General features: G+C 28.2%; 17 protein-coding genes. 8 read left to right on the forward strand and 9 right to left on the reverse strand.

Annotated features, from left to right (window positions below):
* Positions 1–2: 2 nt before the first annotated feature.
* The 3 genes from ACNI3D_RS00100 to ACNI3D_RS00110 all read left to right on the forward strand — a co-directional run bounded on the left by ACNI3D_RS00100 (position 3) and on the right by ACNI3D_RS00110 (position 2,193).
* On the forward strand, positions 3–605 hold the full coding sequence (locus ACNI3D_RS00100) for a DNA-binding protein (protein ID WP_419767840.1): 603 nt from the start codon (positions 3–5) through the stop codon (positions 603–605).
* A 266-nt stretch (positions 606–871) separates the two neighbouring features.
* Positions 872–1,780, forward strand: a complete 909-nt coding sequence (locus ACNI3D_RS00105; RefSeq protein ID WP_258238647.1) for a DMT family transporter — start codon at positions 872–874, stop codon at positions 1,778–1,780.
* Positions 1,777–2,193, forward strand: coding sequence for a YqaA family protein (locus ACNI3D_RS00110; protein ID WP_419767841.1), 417 nt, complete (start codon positions 1,777–1,779; stop codon positions 2,191–2,193). The genes ACNI3D_RS00105 and ACNI3D_RS00110 overlap by 4 nt, the downstream gene beginning before the upstream one ends.
* Here the strand turns inward: ACNI3D_RS00110 and ACNI3D_RS00115 are convergent.
* Entirely contained in the window at positions 2,190–2,960 is a 771-nt protein-coding gene (locus ACNI3D_RS00115; protein ID WP_419767842.1) for a TOBE domain-containing protein, read from the reverse strand. The genes ACNI3D_RS00110 and ACNI3D_RS00115 overlap by 4 nt on opposite strands.
* A gap of 139 nt (positions 2,961–3,099) precedes the next feature.
* On the opposite strand from ACNI3D_RS00115, the gene ACNI3D_RS00120 reads away from it, so the two are divergent.
* Positions 3,100–5,796 carry a transporter substrate-binding domain-containing protein gene (locus ACNI3D_RS00120; RefSeq protein ID WP_419767843.1) on the forward strand — a complete coding sequence of 899 codons (2,697 nt, stop codon included), beginning with the start codon at positions 3,100–3,102 and terminating at the stop codon, positions 5,794–5,796.
* Positions 5,797–5,826: 30 nt separating this feature from the next.
* On the opposite strand, the gene ACNI3D_RS00125 is transcribed toward ACNI3D_RS00120, so the two are convergent.
* The 4 genes from ACNI3D_RS00125 to ACNI3D_RS00140 are packed head-to-tail and all read right to left on the reverse strand — an operon-like array spanning position 5,827 to position 8,781.
* Entirely contained in the window at positions 5,827–6,210 is a 384-nt protein-coding gene (locus ACNI3D_RS00125) for a 4Fe-4S dicluster domain-containing protein (protein WP_419767844.1), read from the reverse strand.
* Positions 6,211–6,268: 58 nt separating this feature from the next.
* Entirely contained in the window at positions 6,269–6,733 is a 465-nt protein-coding gene (locus ACNI3D_RS00130) for a GNAT family N-acetyltransferase (protein ID WP_129100378.1), read from the reverse strand.
* On the reverse strand, positions 6,702–7,964 hold the full coding sequence (gene clpX, locus ACNI3D_RS00135) for an ATP-dependent Clp protease ATP-binding subunit ClpX (RefSeq protein ID WP_419767845.1): 1,263 nt from the start codon (positions 7,962–7,964) through the stop codon (positions 6,702–6,704). The genes ACNI3D_RS00130 and clpX overlap by 32 nt, the downstream gene beginning before the upstream one ends.
* Positions 7,957–8,781, reverse strand: coding sequence for an SIR2 family protein (locus ACNI3D_RS00140; protein WP_419767846.1), 825 nt, complete (start codon positions 8,779–8,781; stop codon positions 7,957–7,959). Before ACNI3D_RS00140 ends, clpX begins: the two co-directional genes overlap by 8 nt.
* Before the next feature lie 189 nt (positions 8,782–8,970).
* Between ACNI3D_RS00140 and ACNI3D_RS00145 the strand changes: the two genes are divergently transcribed.
* The 4 genes from ACNI3D_RS00145 (at position 8,971) to ACNI3D_RS00160 (ending at position 14,928) form a co-directional block, all read left to right on the forward strand.
* Positions 8,971–11,490 (forward strand): molybdopterin guanine dinucleotide-containing S/N-oxide reductase, encoded by a 2,520-nt coding sequence (locus tag ACNI3D_RS00145; protein ID WP_419767847.1) that lies wholly within the window; start codon positions 8,971–8,973, stop codon positions 11,488–11,490.
* Entirely contained in the window at positions 11,491–12,054 is a 564-nt protein-coding gene (locus tag ACNI3D_RS00150) for a hypothetical protein (protein WP_419767848.1), read from the forward strand.
* Between the two features lie 75 nt (positions 12,055–12,129).
* A complete protein-coding gene (locus ACNI3D_RS00155; protein WP_419767849.1) occupies positions 12,130–14,286 on the forward strand; it encodes an ABC transporter substrate binding protein in 2,157 nt (718 codons plus the stop codon).
* Positions 14,287–14,928, forward strand: a complete 642-nt coding sequence (locus tag ACNI3D_RS00160) for a response regulator transcription factor (RefSeq protein WP_419767850.1) — start codon at positions 14,287–14,289, stop codon at positions 14,926–14,928.
* Between the two features lie 428 nt (positions 14,929–15,356).
* Here the strand turns inward: ACNI3D_RS00160 and ACNI3D_RS00165 are convergent, their stop codons facing one another.
* The 4 genes from ACNI3D_RS00165 to ACNI3D_RS00180 all read right to left on the reverse strand — a co-directional run bounded on the left by ACNI3D_RS00165 (position 15,357) and on the right by ACNI3D_RS00180 (position 19,375).
* Positions 15,357–15,869, reverse strand: coding sequence for a hypothetical protein (locus ACNI3D_RS00165; protein ID WP_419767851.1), 513 nt, complete (start codon positions 15,867–15,869; stop codon positions 15,357–15,359).
* The gene (locus ACNI3D_RS00170; protein WP_013133846.1) at positions 15,853–17,415 is read right to left on the reverse strand and encodes a sigma-54-dependent Fis family transcriptional regulator; all 1,563 of its coding nucleotides are present in this window, start codon (positions 17,413–17,415) and stop codon (positions 15,853–15,855) included. Before ACNI3D_RS00170 ends, ACNI3D_RS00165 begins: the two co-directional genes overlap by 17 nt.
* 81 nt (positions 17,416–17,496) lie before the next feature.
* On the reverse strand, positions 17,497–17,706 hold the full coding sequence (gene nifT, locus ACNI3D_RS00175; RefSeq protein WP_013133847.1) for a putative nitrogen fixation protein NifT: 210 nt from the start codon (positions 17,704–17,706) through the stop codon (positions 17,497–17,499).
* A 19-nt stretch (positions 17,707–17,725) separates the two neighbouring features.
* On the reverse strand, positions 17,726–19,375 hold the full coding sequence (locus tag ACNI3D_RS00180) for an L-aspartate oxidase (RefSeq protein ID WP_013133848.1): 1,650 nt from the start codon (positions 19,373–19,375) through the stop codon (positions 17,726–17,728).

The raw sequence follows: 19,375 nt of genomic DNA on the forward strand, positions 1-19,375 counted from the left end.
CCTTGGAAAGATTAGTAACTACAGCACAAGCGGCAGAGATACTTGGTATATCTTTACAAGGTGTTCACTATAGAATAAAAAGTAATCAACTAAAGTCAATAAAACAATCTGGAAAAACCTATGTTTACCTTTGGGATGATAATACTAAAAAAGAGGGTTATTCCACTTCGGTTGAAGAAGTAGCCCAAAGAAAAGAAGAAGAAAATATCTATATCCAAAAAGTAATAGAAACAAAAGATGAACAAATTCTTCTTTTGAAAAAGTCAGTAAAATGGCTACGAAGACAGTACCAAGAAGAGATTGAAAGACTAGAAAAAAATCAAGATAAGATTATAAGCGTATTTGATTCAGAGATAAAACTTCTACAAAGTGCCTTTAATGAAATGCGTGCAATTTATAAACCACAATTAAAACCCTTGAGTCCAAAGAAGAAATTTATATCCCTAGTAGACTTTACAGCTTTGATGAAAACCTATAAAAAAACTGATAAAGAGATAAAAATTTTGATTTTAAAAGCTATTAAAAATGGGGATAAAAGATTTATTTATAATAAACATACAAAAAAAGTTTTGATTTTAGATGAAGATTTTTCGGATTTTAAGTAAGAAAGAAGTGCTAATAGCACTCCTCTCCAGATACCTAAACACACCATAAAAGAAGGTGCCTTGCTATGTTCCCATCCTGGGGCGTTGTCTTCAGATATGATTGTAAAGGTCTAAAGAAGAGCACAAAAAGTACTTTATACTCTTTGTGCTTCTCTTTAAGGGTTGTAATCTTATCCTAATAAACTTAAAATTCTTATAAATTGAAAACTTGACTTTTAATTATAGAAGAGTACAATTCTATCCTTATTTTAAAAAAAAGTGATAATTTGACTAAAAATTTTAATCTCATAGGAATATTTTCCTTAATCTTTGCAATGTTTATTTGGGGTAGCTCTTTTATTGCATTAAAAATAGCGATGCAAGATTTAGGAGAGTTTACAGTTCTATTTTTTAGAATGTTGATAGCTTCTTTGTGTTTTGTTTATTTTATAAAAAGATTTTCAAAATATAGTTTTGAAAAAAGTGATATAAAATATATGCTTTTATTATGTATTTTTGAACCCTCATTATATTTTATCTTTGAAATTAAAGCTTTAACTTATACTTCTGTATCTCAAGCTGGAATGATTACCTCTTTGATGCCTATTATTACTGCAATGGGAGCTGGTTATTTTCTTAAAGAGCTTGTTTCAAGACAACTTTTATTTGGTTCTGTAATAGCAATGATTGGAGCTATTTGGTTAAGTGTACAAGGTAGTGTAACTTTTGGTGCACCAAATCCTATGCTTGGCAATTTTTTAGAGTTGTGTGCTATGGCTTGTGGGGCAGCTTATACAATACTTGCTAGACATTTAATAGAAAAATATCCTGCTCTTTTTATAACTGCAATTCAAGCGTTTGCAGGAGCTATTTTCTTTTTTCCTTTTTTTATATATGAATATATGACGCGAGATATAGTTTTTACTCAAAATTCTGTTATATCTTTAGTTTATTTAGGTGTTGTAGTTACTTTGGCTGGTTATGGCTTATATAATTATGCCTTGACTAAAATTGAAGCTTCAAAGGCGGCAATGTACATAAATCTAATTCCTATCTTTACAATGATTTTGGCATTTTTTATATTAAAAGAAAAATTGAGTATTGAAGAGTTGATTGCTAGTGTAACAATTTTAAGTGGAGTTATAATATCTCAAATCCCTGTTAAAAGATTTAGAAGAAAAAGAAAAATAGTTTGATTTATCTAACTCTTTTTTTCTCAAGTTTTGTTTCGGCAACATTTTTCCCAATGGTTAGTGAAGCAGTTCTTGTCTATGATATTTTACAAGGATATAATTTAACTCTTTTGCTTTTTGTAGCAACTTTAGGTAATAGTTTAGGCTCATGTGTAAATTATTTTCTTGGGTTAAAAGGTGAAGAGTATTTAGAAAATAAAAAGTATATCTCTAAAAAGAGTATAGATAGGGCAAAAATTTTTTTTGATAAATATGGAGGCTGGTCACTACTTCTATCTTGGATGCCAATTATTGGTGATCCTATTACTTTAATAGCTGGTGTTTTAAAATACAAATTCACATATTTTTTTGCTTTAGTAATAGTTGCTAAATTTGTAAGATATGCAGTATTGGCATATCTTACTTTATTGTATTAGATTATATTTATATTATAAGCTTTAAATTGAGCAAAAATATTATCATTTATTTTAATTCCAAGATTTTTATAACTTGAATTTGTAATTTTTGCATCTATTAAATCTTTTTCTCCACATCTAATACTCAAAAAAGTATTAATTCCATCATCATTAATCTTTTCAACTATTCCTTTTAAAGAGTTTCTTGCACTATTTGAGTTTATACCTTTTGTAATTACTATTGAGCTTGTTTCAATTAAGAGTTTTACAGATTTATTAAGAGTTAATTCTCTTTTTTCTAAAAACTCTGTGCTAACTATTGTTATTAGCTTTTGTTCTGAAGCTAAGGTAATCTCTATTTCACAAGTTTCATTTTTCGATAATATATTAGTGATTTTACCTTCAAGTTTTGAAAAAACCGGTTTTTCATTTTTGAGATTTATAACAAGATTATCAAAAAGATTACTCATATTTTTTAAATAAGTTTCGTGAAGATTCATTAACTCATCGTATGCACTTATAATCTCTTTTGCATAAGTGGTTATAACTGTACCTCCACCCCCAACACCACCAGTTACTTTTGTGACTAAAGGTTCTTGCGAAAGTTTGTTCATAATATCTACACTATCCCATGCTGCTTTATAGCTCATCTTCATTTGTTTTGCAGCTTTTGAAATAGAACCATATATTTGGATATTTTTTAAAAGTTCTACTCTTCCTTTACCTATAAAGCCTTTTTCATCTTTATTTACCCAAAAATTGCCATTAATATTAAATTTATTTTCCATAAATGAAATATAACCTAATGAAATATAATTGTCAATATTTTATAATATAAATAAATGAATAAAAAATAAACAGAAATTAATTCCTTATATATAAAAAAAAGGTAATATATTAAATTTATAATTTATTTTAAGGCTTATAATGGGAAAAATACCTAAAAGTATTTTTTTAATAATTTTTTTTACATCATATCTATTTGCTTCACCTTCACAGAAAGAACTTTCTTTGAGTTTTAAAGAAAAAGAGTGGATAAAAAATAACCCAAATGTTGATATTGCTATATCAATGCGTTTCCCTCCTTTTTCTTATATTGAAAATGGCAATTCAAAAGGTCTAGTTATCGATATTCTTCAAAGAATTGAAAATTTATCAGGTTTAACTTTTAAGATAAATGCATTACCTTGGTCCGAAGCTTTGAACAGTTTTAAGAACAAAGATGTAAAGATTATCTGTAATATATCTTATACTAAAAAGAGGGAATCTTTTACTTTATTTTCAAAGCCTTATTATGAAATACCTAATTTTATTTTTGGATTAAAAGATAATGAAAGCTATAAGGGAGCGGATAGTTTAAAGGGAAAAACTTTAGCTGTGACTAAAGGTATTTTTTATATTAATGATATAAAAAAACAAGGAATAAATGTCTTAGAATTTGATACGGCATTAGAAAAAATCAAAGCAGTTATTGAAGGAAAAGCAGATTATTTTGTATCTTCTTATACAAAAGGAGAAGAAGTAATTAAAGATAATTCATTTACAAATTTAAAAGTAATAGATGAGTTTACAAAAATCAAAAAAGAGGATTTAAGATTTGGAGTTAATGTAGATAATCCTATTTTAAACTCTATAATAGAAAAAGCCTTAGATAAAATTTCCACTCAAGAGTTAAACTCAATAGCGGATAAATGGATTATATTTGCTAAAGATAATGCTGATTATAAATATGTTAACTTTACTGAAGAAGAAATAAAATATATTAAGAGTAATCCTAATATAAAATATAGTGAAATAAATTGGATGCCTTTGTCTATTATTGAAAATAATGAGATGCAAGGTATTATAGGAGACTTTCTTAAAATAATAAGTGTTAGATCAGGTCTTAAGTTTCAATTTGTTCCTTCAAGGTCTTGGAAAGATGTTTTGGATAAATTTAATGAAGGAGAAATAGATTTAATTCCTTCTGTTACTTCAAGTTCAGAAAAAGAGTCCTTGGGGCTTGTTTCTAAAATGTATTCAAAGTTTCCCATGGTAATAATAACTGGTTCAAAGTATTCTTATGTAAATAGTTTAAATGATTTAAAAAATAAAGTAATTGCTGTTCCTAAACATTATACAAGTTATAATTTTATCAAAAAAAATTATCCAGCTATCCAGATATTAGAAACTTCCAATATCCAAGAAGCTTTAATTTTAGTTGAAAAAGGCAGAGCAGATGCTTTTATTGGACATATTGCAACTTCAGTATTTTATATTTCTCAACTTCATTTAAGTGATTTAAAGATTTCAGGAAGTACACTTTTTGATTTTGAACATCGTTATTTAGTACAAAAAAATAATCCAATTTTATTATCAATAATTAATAAATCAATAGATTCAATTACACAAAAAGAGAAAAAAGATATTTATTCAAATTGGATTCAAACTACTGTTAAAGAAAAAACACTAGATTATAAAATCTTGATAATTATTTTATTAATAACTTTATTTATAGTTATAGGTTTTATATATAGGCAAATTGTTTTAAAAAAATATAATAATGAACTAAAGAAATCATATCATAATGTACAAAGTATTATTAATTCGACATTAGAAGCAATTATCATCACTGAAAATAGAATATGTATTGATGCAAATGAGTCAGCATTAAAGCTTTTTAATTTAAGTAAAGATGAAATGATAGGATTAGATTATTTAGAGTTTGTATCTGATGAATATAAACAAAAAATTAAAGAAACCTTTTCAAGTGATAGTAGTGAACCTTTTGAATTAAATGTTGTAAGTTCAGAAAAAAAGATTATCCCTGCTTTAGGAAGAGGTACTAATTTAAAATTGAATGATAGACTTATTAGAATCTCTTCTATTATTGACTTATCAGAGGTAAAGAACAAAGAAAAACTTTTGATTGAACAATCTAAAATGGCAGCATTAGGTGAGATGATTGGACATATTGCTCACCAATGGAGGCAACCATTAAGTGTAATTACGACAATAAGTAGTAGTTGGAGTATTTATAATGAGATTGGAAAATTAAACAATACTAAGGTTTTAAAAGACTCAAAGCAGATTATAGCAAATGCTAATTATTTATCTCAAACAATTGATGACTTTAGATCTTTTATTAAAGATGCAGAGAGCTCAAAAGAGTTTGATATAAAAGAGTTAATGGAGAATTTAAATAGACTTATTTCTCATTCTTTACACAGTTCTCAGGTTAAGTTCATATTTACTAATAATTTAAAAAAAGTGGTAAAAGGAAATCAAAATCAAGTACTTCAAGCTCTTATTAATATAGTAAATAATGCTGTTGATGCTTTAACAGAAAACAAAAAAGATGGAGAGAGATTGCTCTTTATTAAAGTTACACAAGATAAAGATACTATTTGTGTAAGTATAAAAGATAACGCCAATGGAATACCTGCAAATATAATGAATAAAATATATGAACCATATTTTACTACAAAACATGAATCTAATGGAACAGGGCTTGGTTTATATATGTCTTATTCAATAATTAAAAAAATGGGTGGAGAAATAAAAGTTTCAAATGTAGAATATGAGTATGAGAATAAAAAATATACAGGTGCAAAATTTCTAATCTCTTTAAAGAGTGTTGATTAGAACAAAGACTTTAACGTCTTTGTTTTAATCTTAAAATTGTCCTACATTTGCGTAAGATTCTCTATCTTCCATTGGAATGTCAGCAATAAATTTTTGCTCTTTTACGCTTGGAAGCATAAGACCTTTTGTTTTATGTTCTCTAATTTTATAAGTGCCTTCATCGTTACCCATTGCATAATAATCTGAGAATTCACTAGTATAAGGCATGTCCCATACAATTGCACCTTCTGTTGGACAAGCTTCCGCACATCTTGGTTTATCTGCATGATCAACACATTCAACACATGATTCTGGTTTTACATAAAATACATCTGTAGGATTTTTAGCATTGCCATCTTCTAAAATCGCTGCAACTGGACACTCTGGAGCACATGCTTCACAACTTATACACTCTTCTGTAATTTTAACTGCCATTGTCTTTCCTTATATAAAAATATAAGAAATAAGATGCAAATAGTGTTCCACTATTGCTTTAGTTTTCTACATGATAGTACCAAGCATTTAAATTACTTCTTTTAAATTTTTTATTTGTGTAAAATTCTTTGGCTGTAGTATTATCTTCATCACAAACAAGTTGTAATCTTGTCAATGAGTTTTTTTTAGCATAATCTTTTATATACTCTAAAAGATAAGTTCCTACTCCTAAATCTCTATAGTCATCTTTGATTACAAAGTCTTCAATAAGTCCTACTTTTGTCCCCATAACCGTTGAAATAATTTTTTGAATAGTTATCATTCCTATTACTTCATTTTCAAATTTTACAAGAATCACTTCCGCACTTCGATTATTTAATAATAATTTGATACCTTCTTCATGTCTTTTTTCATTGAAAGTAAAATCTTCTTCAATGCAAAATAATGATTGAAGAAGATTTACAATGCTTGGGAAATCTTCTTTTGTAGCTTTACATATTTGTAGATTGCTTTTTAATATCATTGTAGTTTATCTCCTTAGAGACTTTTTTCTGAGTACTTTTTTCATAGATTAAATCTATATCTTTTTTATTACAAATATACTCTTGTGTAATTACACATGAACCTAAGTTCTCTTCTGATGGTATTGTATATTGTAATGGTAACATAAGTTTTTCAATTATACCCCTAAGTCCTCTAGCTCCTACATCTTTTTCATAGGCGATATTTGCAATTTCATCTAGGGCTTTATCTTCAAATTTTAAATCTACTCCATCAAGCTCAAAAAGTATTTCATACTGTTTTGTGATGGCATTTTTAGGCTCTTTTAAAACTCTTATTAAATCTTCTTTTGAAAGCTTGTTAAGTTCTGCAATTACTGGAATTCTACCAATAAACTCAGGAATCAATCCAAAAGAGATAAGCTCTTTTGCTTCTATATCTTTTTTATCTTTTAGTTTGTTATCTTTATTTAAAAATCCCATGACAGATGATTTTTCTTTGTTTTCATCTTTTCTCAATCCAACAAAAGCGCCACCACAGATAAATAAGACATGGGTAGTATCAAAAATTATTGTTTCAGCTGAAGAGTTTTTTCTACTTCCTTTTACTGGAACATAAACTTCTGCCCCTTCTAGAATTTTTAATAGTCCTTGTTGAACACCCTCTCCACTTACATCTCTACCACTTGTGGCACTTTCACTTTTATTGGCTATTTTGTCTATTTCATCGATATAAACAATACCTCTTTTTGCTTTTTCCAAATCAAAATCAGCAGCTGCCAAAAGTCTTGAAAGTATAGATTCCACATCTTCACCCACATATCCAGCTTCAGTTAAAGCTGTTGCATCTGCAACTGCAAAGGGTACATCCATGATTTTAGCAAGTGATTTTGCAAGTAGAGTTTTACCACTTCCTGTTGGACCTATTAGCATGATATTTGATTTTTCTAGTTCAACATTTTTGATAATTGGTTTATCGATTCTTTTGTAATGATTATATAAAGCTACTGCTAAAACTTTTTTAGCATCATCTTGACCTATAACATACTCATCAAGATGTTCTTTTATTTTAATAGGAACACTAAGACCTTTTTGGAACTCTTTTTTTGCCTCTTTTATTGTCTCTTTTTCCATAACATTTGAACACATAGAGATACATTCATCACAAATATTTGATTTTTCACTTGAAAATATTTTTTTAACTTCTTTTATCTCTTTCCCACAAAAGTCACATGATTTTAATTTACTAGACATGGCTATTTATAAACTCATTTAAACTCAAATTTAAATTTTCTAAATTATGAGTTTTGATAAATTTATCCTCTTTTTTTGTTAATTCAGGTTTATTAAGTATAGTAAACCCACCTTTTAAATCCATTGTTATTTCATTTGCAACCATTCTAAAAGTATCTTTTGAAAAATCAACACCCATAAAAAGGTACTCTTTATCTTTTCTAAAATCTTTTAAAATAGGAGGCATAGCAAATCCACCCATAGCTTCTGTTAACCAATCCACAAAATCAGCATCAGAGATGATAAAGTTCATCTCAGGTTTTGTTGAGCCCATAGGTTTAAATAAAATTGGCAAATCTAAAGTTAAAGCCTCTTTTTCTATCTTTTCATAGGCATTTTTACTCACATCAAATTTATAAATAATAAATCTATCATAATCAGCAGTTATTCTAGAAAGCCCAGTTATTAAGAAGTGTTCAACATCACTATAGATTTTTTGTAAACTATCATCTAGATTTGTATCAATTACATATTTGGGTTTGATTTGTTTTAGCCAAGTATAAACTTTAGGTAAATCATACTCTTTGGAACTATAGATGTGGTTTGTCATTTGAATAATAAACTCTCTACCTTTTCTCTGCTCTAAACTCATAGCAGCTCTTGAATATTCATACATAAGTCTTGGGCTCATAGCTCTTCCATTATTTAAAGCTAAAATCATCGAATCACTATCATATGGCAACTGACTACCATCTTTTGCTTGTATTTTTTCAAAGACACCCATACCAAGAAATGGTACCATCGATCCATTTTTTAATTTTTCTACTATATCTTCCATTAAATATCCTATAGTAATATTTAATTAACTACTATGCAAAAACCGTTCCCTAATATTATGATTTTAAATTTACTATTTTGCCACATTTTCGCCACAGCATTAATTTACAATTACATTAAATTATTAAACTAAAAAATTAATTCATTAATTTTTAAGTTATTAAATTAATTTTAAATCTAGGAGAATAAAATGGAAAATGGAATGAATAGACGTACATTTTTAAAATCAAGTACAGTTGCTGCAGCTGCAGTAGTCCAAGCTCATGCAATACCATTAGTTGGTGAAAGTTTATTTAATGATAAACCTTTAGAGATGAGTGCTTCTCACTTTGGCGCATTTAGAGCAAGAGATAAAAACTCAAGATTTGAAGGTGTGGAAGCATTTAAAGGTGATGAATATCCATCTTCTTTAATAAACGCACTTCCAGCAAGAACATATGCAGAAGATAGAATTCTTTACCCGTGTGTTAGAGAAGATTATCTTAAAAATGGATATAAAAGTGATAAATCAAAAAGAGGTAAAGATAAATTTGTTCGTGTTTCATGGGAAAAAGCTTTAGAATTAGTTGCTAATGAAATTAAAAGAACACATAAAGATTATGGTGATGAAGCCATTTATGGAGGAAGTTATGGTTGGTATTGTGTAGGATCATTAAATAATCCTCAAGCACTTTTAGGAAGAATGCTTCATTTAACAGGTGGATACACTTCAAGAACTTGTACATATTCAACACATGCTATTAGACAAATTACTCCTTATATTGTAGGAACAGATGAATCTACTGCAAGACCAACTGCTTATCCAGTATTAATTGAAAATTCTGAATGTATTGTATTTTGGGGTGCTGATATTGTAAATACAAATCAAATTGCATGGGGTGTTCCAGATCATAAAACATATACTTATTTAAAAGAGTTAAAAGCACAAGCTAAAAAAAGAGGATTAAAATTTTATATAATTGACCCTGTTTATAATAATACTGGGATGTATTTTGATGCAGAGCATATTAAAATTAATCCTACAACGGATGTCGCTTTGATGCTTGGAATAGCTCATTATCTTTATACTAATAAATTACATGATGAGAAATTTTTGAGAAAATGTACTTATGGATTTAAACAATTTTCACAATACTTAATTGGTAAAACTGAAGATATGATTGAAAAAACTCCAGAATGGGCATCTAAAATTTGTGGTGTTGATGCTGAAGTAATTAAAATGTTAGCAAAAGAATTTGCTTCAAAAAGAACAATGTTAATGGGAGGATGGTCTACACAAAGAGCTCATCATGGGGAACAACCAAACTGGATGTTAATTACTCTTGCAACTATGCTTGGAGATATTGGATTACCTGGTGGGGGATACTCTTGTAATTATCATTATTCTGGAAATGGTGTTCCAATGCCAGCTGCTGCAACAGGAAATGCTCAAAGTGAAAAAGGTTCTAAAAGTGAAAAAAATGGACTTTCTGCTTCTCCTGGACTTGGTGGAATAGGAAGAAAAACAATAATTGATGGACCATGGAAAGATAATAAAGTTCCAGTTATCCCTGTTTCTAGAATTGTTGAGTGTTTAGAAAATCCAGGAAAAGAGATAAAATTTGATGGGAAAATAATCAAATATCCAGATATCAAAATGGCATACTGGGCAGGAGGAAATCCTTTCCACCATCACCAAGATAGAAATAGAATGATTAAAGCATATAGAAAATTAGAAACATTTGTTGTACAAGATGCCTTCTGGACTGCAACTGCTAGAATGGGAGATATTATTCTTCCTTCAACACTAGAGCAAGAAAGAAATGATATTGCAAAAGCTCATTCAAATAGTTTTATTTTTGCTATGAAACAAGTATCTAAACCATATGCAGAAGTGAAAGATGATTTTGATATTTTTACTGGAATATTAGAACATTTCTCTAAAGAGCATGTTCATGCTTTCACAGAAGGTAGAGACAAAATGGGATGGATTAAACACTTCTATGAAGTTTCATATAAAAAAGCACAAAGTTCTGGAGTGAAAATGCCTACTTTTGATGAATTTTGGAAAAAAGGATTTTGTGAATTTGAAACTCCAGAAATCGCAAAAAAATACATAAGATTTGAAGAATTTAGAAAAAATCCAATTATTAATAGACTTGGAACTCCATCTGGAAAAATTGAGATTTTCTCAAAAAAAGTGGCAAGTTATGGTTATGATGATTGTAAAGGACATCCTATGTGGTTTGAACCAATGGAATGGGTAGGTTCTAAAAAAGCTGAAAAATATCCATTGAATTTAATTACACCACATCCTAAATATAGACTTCACTCTCAATTGAATAATACTTGGATTAGACATCTTGAAGAAGTAAATGGAAGAGAACCTATTTGGTTAAATACTGATGATGCAAAAAAACGTGGTATAAAAAATGGTGATGTTGTAAGAGTATTTAATGGACGAGGGCAAATCTTAGCGGGTGCAGTAGTAACTGAATTTGTAAAAAAAGGTGCAGTACGAATGCAAGAGGGAGCTTGGTATGATCCAACTGAAGCAGGAGAACCTGGTACTTTATGTAGACATGGTGATGTTAATGTATTAATTCCTGATGAAGGAACTTCAAGTCTTGCTCAAGGAAATCAAGCAACTGCGCTTGTTGAAATTGAAAAATTTGATGGAGAGATTCCAGCTATTGGAATATTTAAAGCTCCAAAAATAAAAGGAGCTTAGATGAAAAATTTAAGAAAAATATTATTGGTTTTAGTATCAGTTGTTACACTTGGTGTAGCTGCTGATACAGCATATTTATCTCAAAATACAAAATTGTATAAAGATGTAAATAAAAAAGAGGTTATTGGTGATTTAATTGTGGCTTCGCACTTAAAAGTTCTTTCAAAAGAAGGTAACCTAACAAAAGTAGAATTTATTGGTTATGCTCCTGAAGATAGTCCAACTGTTTATGAAAAGGCAGGTTTCTTAATCACTGGCTTTGAAGGTAAAGATTTTGCTGATTATAAAATTATCGGAAAAAAAGTTGATGAGTATGATAATGAATGGTTTGAAGTTTTAATAAAAGGTTATATTATAAGTGATTCTTTAACAAATGATAAAACTAAAATTATAGCAGAAGGTAAAAATATGTTTGAGGCGAAATGTGGTATATGTCATGATATTCATCATAAAGAGGAATTTATCCCAAATGTATGGCCAAGTATTTTAAATAATATGGCACCACAAGCTGGGCTTACAAAAGATGAAAGAATGAAAATAGAAAAATATCTTCAAGAACAATAAATTTATGGTTTCTTCTATTTGAAGAAACCTACTGGATATGTTAAAATAGAGTTATATTTTATAAAAAAGGCTTATATGTTTAAAAAGTTATTCTTAATATTTTTTATTGTTTCTTCTTTAAGTGCATCATCAAAGTATATATTATTATTACACTCATATAATAAAGGCTTAGTTTGGAGTGAAAATATTTCCAAAGGTATTGATGATTCTTTAAAAGTACTTCCTGATTATGAACTCTCTACGGAATATTTAGATAATAAAAGAAATAAAAATAAAGAGTATCACAAACTTATTAGACAAGCTTACATAGAAAAATTCAAAAAACAAAAATTTGATATTGTTATCGCAGCAGATAATGCAGCTGTTCAATTTGTGTTAAAACATAAAAATGAACTGTTTAAAAATACTCCTTTAGTCTTTACAGGAATTGAAGAGATGAATCCGGGTATTGATGTTACTAAAGTATTAAAAGATAAAATTAGCTTAATACTGGAGCATAAACCTTTAAAAAGTGGCATTGAAGCAATCTTGCAAGTAATGCCTGATTTAAAATATTTATATGTTATAAATGATAAAACTTATACTTCTGAAATGATTAATAAAATACTAAAAGAAAAATTAGATAGTTTTAAAAATAAAATTGATTATAAATTATATTTAGATGGGAATATTTCTCAAATCTATAAAGATTTTAAAACTCTTCCAAAAAATAGTGCAGTTTGGTTTGGAAATTTATATCTTAATGAAAATGAAAACTATATACCTTTTTTAAAAGTCAATAAACTTTTAAATAACTCTCCTGTTCCTGTATTTTCTATGACTGATTATCACTTAGGTAAAGGAGTTATTGGAGGTCATTTATTGAGAGGTTATTATGTTGGCTATGAAGCTGGTAAAAGGGCTGTTGAAATTATGCAAGGTAAGAAAGTTGATTATACAAAACCAATATTGGCACATACCCAATATGTTTATGATTATAAAGTTATGGAAAAATATGGCTTAAATACAAATTTAGTCCCTTCAGGTTCAATTTTTATAAATGAACCAGAAACATTTTTTGAAAAATATAAAATTTGGATTTATAGAATATTTATAATCTCCCCTTTTATTCTATTTTTCTTAGTTCTTGCACTTATAAATATTTATAAAAGAGATAAATTGTCAAAACAATTGATAGCTGAAAATAAAAGAGAACAAGTTCTTTTAAATAATGTAAAAAGTGCAGTGTTTTGGATTGATATAAATGGATATATTAGAGGTCATAATCGATCTTTTTCAAAAATATTTTATAATGGGAAAGATGGAATTGGTCTTTATATTTGTGATGTTTTTAAACCATTTTGCACAGTAATAACAAAAGAAAAAATATCTATTGATGAAGATATTGAATTTGTTTATAATAATAATTCCTTTTTTGCAAGAAGTAAAACATATTATGATGAAAATGGAAAAGATAGTGGAACAGTAACAATTATTACTGATATAACAGAAAAGAAACAACTTGAAATCAATAAACAGTTTATAATCCAACAATCAAAACTAACAGAAGTTGGAGAAATGCTTTCAGCTATTGTGCATCAATGGAAGGTACCACTAATTGAACTTTCAGTAGTTGCCCATAAAATGCAAAGTTATTACAAAAAAGATAAATTAAGTAAAGAGAATATGGATGGATTTTTTGATACTATTATGAAACAAATCATTTATATGGGTGATACAATAGATGAATTTAGACAATTTATCAAACCATCTAATAAACCAGTACTTTTTGATATTGATAAAGGAATTAATGAAATTGAGACAATACTTGATAGTTCATTAAAATATAACAATATTCAACTAGAATATGTTAATAACTTAGATAGTTCATATAGTCTTTTTGGATATCCAAATGAGTTTAAACAAGTTTTACTAAACATAATAAACAATGCAAAAGATTCAATTATATTATCAAGAGAGTTTAAAAAGAGTGGAAAAATCATGATTTTACTTTCTAGAAATGCAACTTATATTAATTTAAGTGTAATTGATGATGGGAAAGGATTTGATGCTGATGCATTAAAACATCTTTTTGAAGCTTTTTATACTAATAAAAAAAATGGTGATGGCTTTGGTTTGTATATGGCAAAACTTATTATTGAAAATAAAATGCATGGTGTAATAAACGCTTTCAATACAGAAAATGGTGCAAATATAGAGATATTACTACCTTTGAATATAGAGAGAGATTAGATGAAAGTTTTAGTATTAGAAGATAATGAAAGTTTATTAGAATTAATTACAGAAGAATTAGAAGATATGGGATATGAAGTATCAAGTTTTAATGATGGATTGGCTGCTCTTGATCATTGTATAGATGGATTTGATTGTTTTATTTTAGATATAAATGTCCCAAATATAGATGGAATTTCATTGTTAAAAGAGATAAGAAATAGGGATAAAACAACTCCTGCAATAATTATAAGTGCAAACTTTGAATTGGAAAATGTAAAAAAAGCATATTCAAATGGATGCAATGATTTTTTAAAAAAACCATTTTACATGTATGAGTTAGAGACAAAAATAAAACAACTATGTCATCTTGGAGAAGAAAAAAAGCTATTGGCTAATTATACATATAATTTAAGTTCAGAAACATTATTTGATGAAAACAAAGAAGCGGTAAAACTTACAAGAAAAGAGAGACGCTTTATGTCCCTTTTAATTAAACATGAAAATAAAATGACTCCTTTAGAGTATATAGAAGATTATGTTTGGGAAGGAGAAATGACAACTTCAGTTGGAATTAGATCTATGATTAAAAGATTAAGAGTAAAACTTCCAGAGGGAATGATAATTTCACAACACTTTGGATATGAAATAAAAACCTTTTAAATATTCTACAAAGACTAAAATCCAATCATTTTGCCACAAAATTTTTATATAATTTTTTGATTAAAAGAAAGGAGGGTTCATTTTTTCTCTTTTTGTTGCCTTTTTAGCTTATGGAAAATGGATAGCTTATTATGGGGAAAATGGAGAAAAACAAGCTTTAAATAGTAAATCAATAATTATTAATGAGAGGGTCAAAGACAGATATGAAATCTGTACTAATTGACTACAAAAATGGAACTTATGGTAGGGCTTTAAAAAGAATGGTGAAGTCTAATTTATACCATTAAGTAATGTGATTTTGAATTTATAGCTAATAAGATTGGTAAATAAATTTAAAATTTGGATGGTCTTTTGACTTAACAATATAAAAAATAAAAATAAAATAAAATCAATTAGCTACAAGATGAGAGTCTTGTAGCTATTTTTTGTTAACCGTGGCAACCAACTCCTGTATATGATTGATAAACTTTATTTAATTCGATTCTTATTCTTTCCATATCTAAAGGTTTTGATAAATCTTCTGGCATATCAATATGATATATAGCACCATCTTTTCCAACTAAAAACAGGGCTTTTGTTAAACAATTTTTTAAAGTTCCGCTTATTATTTTTGTTCCATACATATTTCCATAATCTTCATTGATATCAAAAACAGGAAGTATTTTTTTAAACTTATAATCAAAATCAATCTTTTTATCAAATATTATATAAGTAAAAATTTCAACTTTTGCATCATTCATAAACTCATCAAAAGCTATAATCTCTTCTTTAAACTCTTCAAAATTTGGAAATGATAAAAAAATTTGAATCATTCTATTTGGACTTGCTTTTTTTAAAGTTAGTTCTTTGTCTTGTAAATCTATAGCTTCAATATCTTCAGCCATATATCCCACATCTATCAATTCATCAATAAGCTCAAATTCTTCATTCTTGTATTTCATTTGTTATTCCATATTTATTGATTTTATAACCCATTTGTCTAAGAGTTATTCCTAACTCTTTTGCAGCACTTGATTGGTTAAAGTTATTTGCAATTAAAGCTTCTTTAATAGCTTCTTTTTCCATATCTTCTAAGCTTTTTTTGTGGCTTGCTTGTTTTGATGAAGCTATTGGTTTATCTTCTAATTTTCCTTTTTCAAGTGCAGGAAGAAGAAGTGACATATCAAAACTATCTATGCCATTTTCATTACCCATTAAAACAATTCTCTCCATAGTATTTTCTAGTTCTCTTACATTTCCTGGCCATGGATAAGAAGCTAAAAGTTCCATTGCTTCATCTAATATTTTCACATTCTTTTTATGGTTTTTAATTGCTCGTTCTAAAAAGAAATTAACAAGTTGTTTTATATCATCACCCCTTTCTCTAAGTGGTGGTAAATCAATTGGAATTACATTTAATCTATAATACAAATCTTCTCTAAATTTGCCCTCTTTAACCATTTGCTCTAAATTTCTATTTGTTGCTGCAACTAGTCTAACATTTACTTTAATAGTCTTACTTCCACCTACTCTTTCGAACTCTCTCTCTTGTAAGACTCTTAGAAGTTTTACTTGAGCAGAAGATGAAATATCACCTATCTCATCTAAGAATAATGTCCCTTTATCTGCTAATTCAAATCTTCCTTTTCTAGTCTCTCTTGCATCTGTAAAAGCACCTTTCTCATGACCAAAAAGTTCACTTTCAAGTAAGGTATCAGTAATAGCCGCACAGTTTAATTTAATAAAAGGTTCATTTGCTCTTTTACTTCTTTTATGAATTGCAGCAGCAACTAGTTCTTTACCCGTTCCTGTTTCTCCTCTTACTAATATTGTAACCTCTGATTGGGCTATTCTTTGTATTACTTGAAAAACTTGTTTCATCTTTGGACTATCACCAATGATATCTCCAAAGTTGTGAACCTTTGAGTCCCATTCCATTTTATAATATGATTTCAAATCTTCTAATCTTTCTTTTTCTTTTATATTTAATTGATAAGAGTAGATAGTTTGTGCAAATATTGAACCAATAATTGTAAGTATTCTTACACAATCTTCAAATCCTATTTCCGTACTTTTAGTAAGAGCAGCACCCAAAACACCAACAGTTTCATTTTCAACAACTAAAGGAACAGCTACATATGAAAGATTTGAAAAATCTCTTTTCCCTGATTTATTTAAAAATAATGAATCATTGTGAATATTTTCCACAACAACTGGTTCTTTAGATAAAGCAGCAACACCAGTTGCTCCTTCGCCTACTTTATAAACTGATAGTTTTTTTTGAATAGTTGATAATTCAACTGAAGCAAATACTGTAAGTAAATCATCTTCTAAAATATGAACTGTACAGTTTGTAAGATTCAAACTATTTTTTAAAATCTTTATAGATTTTTCAAGGGAAGTTTCCAAATCATAATGATTTGATATTACTGCTGAAATTTCATAAAGTGTTGTTAATTCTCTAAGAGTTAAACATGAGTTACAGGCTGTATTATCAAATAATGACATGAAAAATCCTTTTTAATAATAGTATAACATACTGAATACAAATTCATATGTAATTTTGTATATAAAATATACAAACTAAGCTTAGTTGTTAAGTTTTTTACAAACTTCTTCTTTTGGTAAATTTTTAGGACCTGGTTGAATCCACCACGTTTCACCATTTGAAAGTTCACACTCTCCACCCCAATTTTCTTCACTATCAAACTCAACAGTTTCTATAATTTCTTCCATATCTTTTTTCGCAAAATAAAAATATATTTTGCCCTCATTTTCTCTTAACATAACTTTTGCCATTTTCTTCTCCTTTTTTAATTTAGTCCAATCTATTTATAAATAGATTTCTTATTTTTGTAAGTAATGAATTATCTTCATATCTTAATCTAAAGTAACCTTTTTGAATCTCTTTTATTAAAATATGATTTTTAAGATTCTCATCTTCATTTGGATAATCTTCTCTAAAATGAGCTCCACGGCTCTCTTTTCTTTTCTGTGCTGAAAGTATTATGGCTTCAGATATTTCAAGGGCATTTCTTAGTTCCAATATGGAAATAAGTTCAACATTATTTGTTTTTTCTTTATTTATGCAATGAAGTGAATATGACTCTCTTCTTAGATATTTTACATAATCAAAAGCTTGAATTAAACTCTTTTCAGATCTTATAATTCCTACTTTTTCAAATAAAACTTTTCCTAATGAGATTCTAATTGCATTAAAATTTTTTGTAGTATCACCTTCAAAAATTTTATCTATATTTTGAATATCTTTTATAACCGTATTATAATCAATTGGTAAATACTCTTTATAGTGAGTATATTTATAAGCTTTTTGACCTACTAGTTCCCCAAAGATAGTTCCCTCTAAAAGAGAATTTCCTCCAAGTCTATTTGCTCCATGTACTCCATTTGACGCCATTTCTCCACATACAAAAAGTCCTTTTATTGAAGTGTCACCCATATTTGTATCCACTCCACCCATACTATAATGAGCCACAGGTTTTACTTTTAATAACTCTTTGCTAATATCTATTCCCACTTGATTATAAGCTGCATTAAATAGTGAGGGTAATTTTTCTTGAATTTTTTCATATCCTAAATGTCTTAAGTCAATAAAAACTTCTTTTCCATTTTGTTGTTGTTCAAGTATTGCTTTTGCAATTTTATCTCTAGTTTCAAGTTCATTAATGAATCGCTCACCATCACTATTCACTAAGTAACCACCTTCTCCTCTAGCAGCTTCAGTTACAAGATAATTTGTTTTTGCTATTCCAGTTGGATGAAATTGCATAAATTCCATATCTTTTAAAACTAATCTAGCTCTTAAACAAACAGCTAATAAATCACCCGTATAATCTTGTGCATTAGTAGAGTTTCCTCTAAATATTCCAGCATAGCCACCACCAGCAAGAACAACAGCTTTTGCAGGATATACTAAAACAGAAGTGTCTGATCTTCTTAGGCAAACTACCCCAGAAATAGAGTTTTCATGGGTAGCTAGATTTAAAACATAAGTATTAATTAAAAAAGTTATACCAACTTCTTTTGCTTTTTTTATAAGTGCTTGCGTTATAGCAAAACCAGTTTTATCTCCCACATAACAAGTTCTATTTGCCGAGCCTCCACCAAAGGGTCTTTGTAAGATATTTCCTTTTTCATCTTTGTCAAAATTTACTCCATACTCTTCAAGTTTTGAGATTATACTAGAAGCATTTTTGCACATGAAAGTTATAGCATTTATATCTGCTAAACTTTTTGATGATTTGAAAGTATCATCAATATGAGAATTTATTGCATAAGAATCTTTAGGATTTAAAACTGCATTTATTCCACCACTTGCCATAGCAGAATTTGATTTGAAGATATTTCCTTTTGTGATGAGGGCTACAGTATTATCAACTTTTTTGGCTTCTATTGCTGCCATAAGTCCAGCAACGCCACCACCAACTACAACTACATCATAAATCAT

The organism is Arcobacter siniprincipis (SeqCode) (assembly GCF_048571125.1).
GTDB lineage: Bacteria > Campylobacterota > Campylobacteria > Campylobacterales > Arcobacteraceae > Arcobacter > Arcobacter siniprincipis.

Bases quoted from the DNA above. Each gene is read 5' to 3' on its own strand.
- ACNI3D_RS00130 (WP_129100378.1), bottom strand. From the start codon at position 6,733: ATGATATTAAAAAGCAATCTACAAATATGTAAAGCTACAAAAGAAGAT.
- ACNI3D_RS00170 (WP_013133846.1), bottom strand. From the start codon at position 17,415: ATGTCATTATTTGATAATACAGCCTGTAACTCATGTTTAACTCTTAGA.
- ACNI3D_RS00180 (WP_013133848.1), bottom strand. From the start codon at position 19,375: ATGATTTATGATGTAGTTGTAGTTGGTGGTGGCGTTGCTGGACTTATG.
- ACNI3D_RS00150 (WP_419767848.1), top strand. From the start codon at position 11,491: ATGAAAAATTTAAGAAAAATATTATTGGTTTTAGTATCAGTTGTTACA.
- ACNI3D_RS00120 (WP_419767843.1), top strand. From the start codon at position 3,100: ATGGGAAAAATACCTAAAAGTATTTTTTTAATAATTTTTTTTACATCA.
- ACNI3D_RS00165 (WP_419767851.1), bottom strand. From the start codon at position 15,869: ATGAAATACAAGAATGAAGAATTTGAGCTTATTGATGAATTGATAGAT.
- ACNI3D_RS00140 (WP_419767846.1), bottom strand. From the start codon at position 8,781: ATGGAAGATATAGTAGAAAAATTAAAAAATGGATCGATGGTACCATTT.
- ACNI3D_RS00145 (WP_419767847.1), top strand. From the start codon at position 8,971: ATGGAAAATGGAATGAATAGACGTACATTTTTAAAATCAAGTACAGTT.
- nifT (WP_013133847.1), bottom strand. From the start codon at position 17,706: ATGGCAAAAGTTATGTTAAGAGAAAATGAGGGCAAAATATATTTTTAT.
- ACNI3D_RS00160 (WP_419767850.1), top strand. From the start codon at position 14,287: ATGAAAGTTTTAGTATTAGAAGATAATGAAAGTTTATTAGAATTAATT.
- ACNI3D_RS00115 (WP_419767842.1), bottom strand. From the start codon at position 2,960: ATGGAAAATAAATTTAATATTAATGGCAATTTTTGGGTAAATAAAGAT.
- ACNI3D_RS00155 (WP_419767849.1), top strand. From the start codon at position 12,130: ATGTTTAAAAAGTTATTCTTAATATTTTTTATTGTTTCTTCTTTAAGT.
- ACNI3D_RS00125 (WP_419767844.1), bottom strand. From the start codon at position 6,210: ATGGCAGTTAAAATTACAGAAGAGTGTATAAGTTGTGAAGCATGTGCT.
- clpX (WP_419767845.1), bottom strand. From the start codon at position 7,964: ATGTCTAGTAAATTAAAATCATGTGACTTTTGTGGGAAAGAGATAAAA.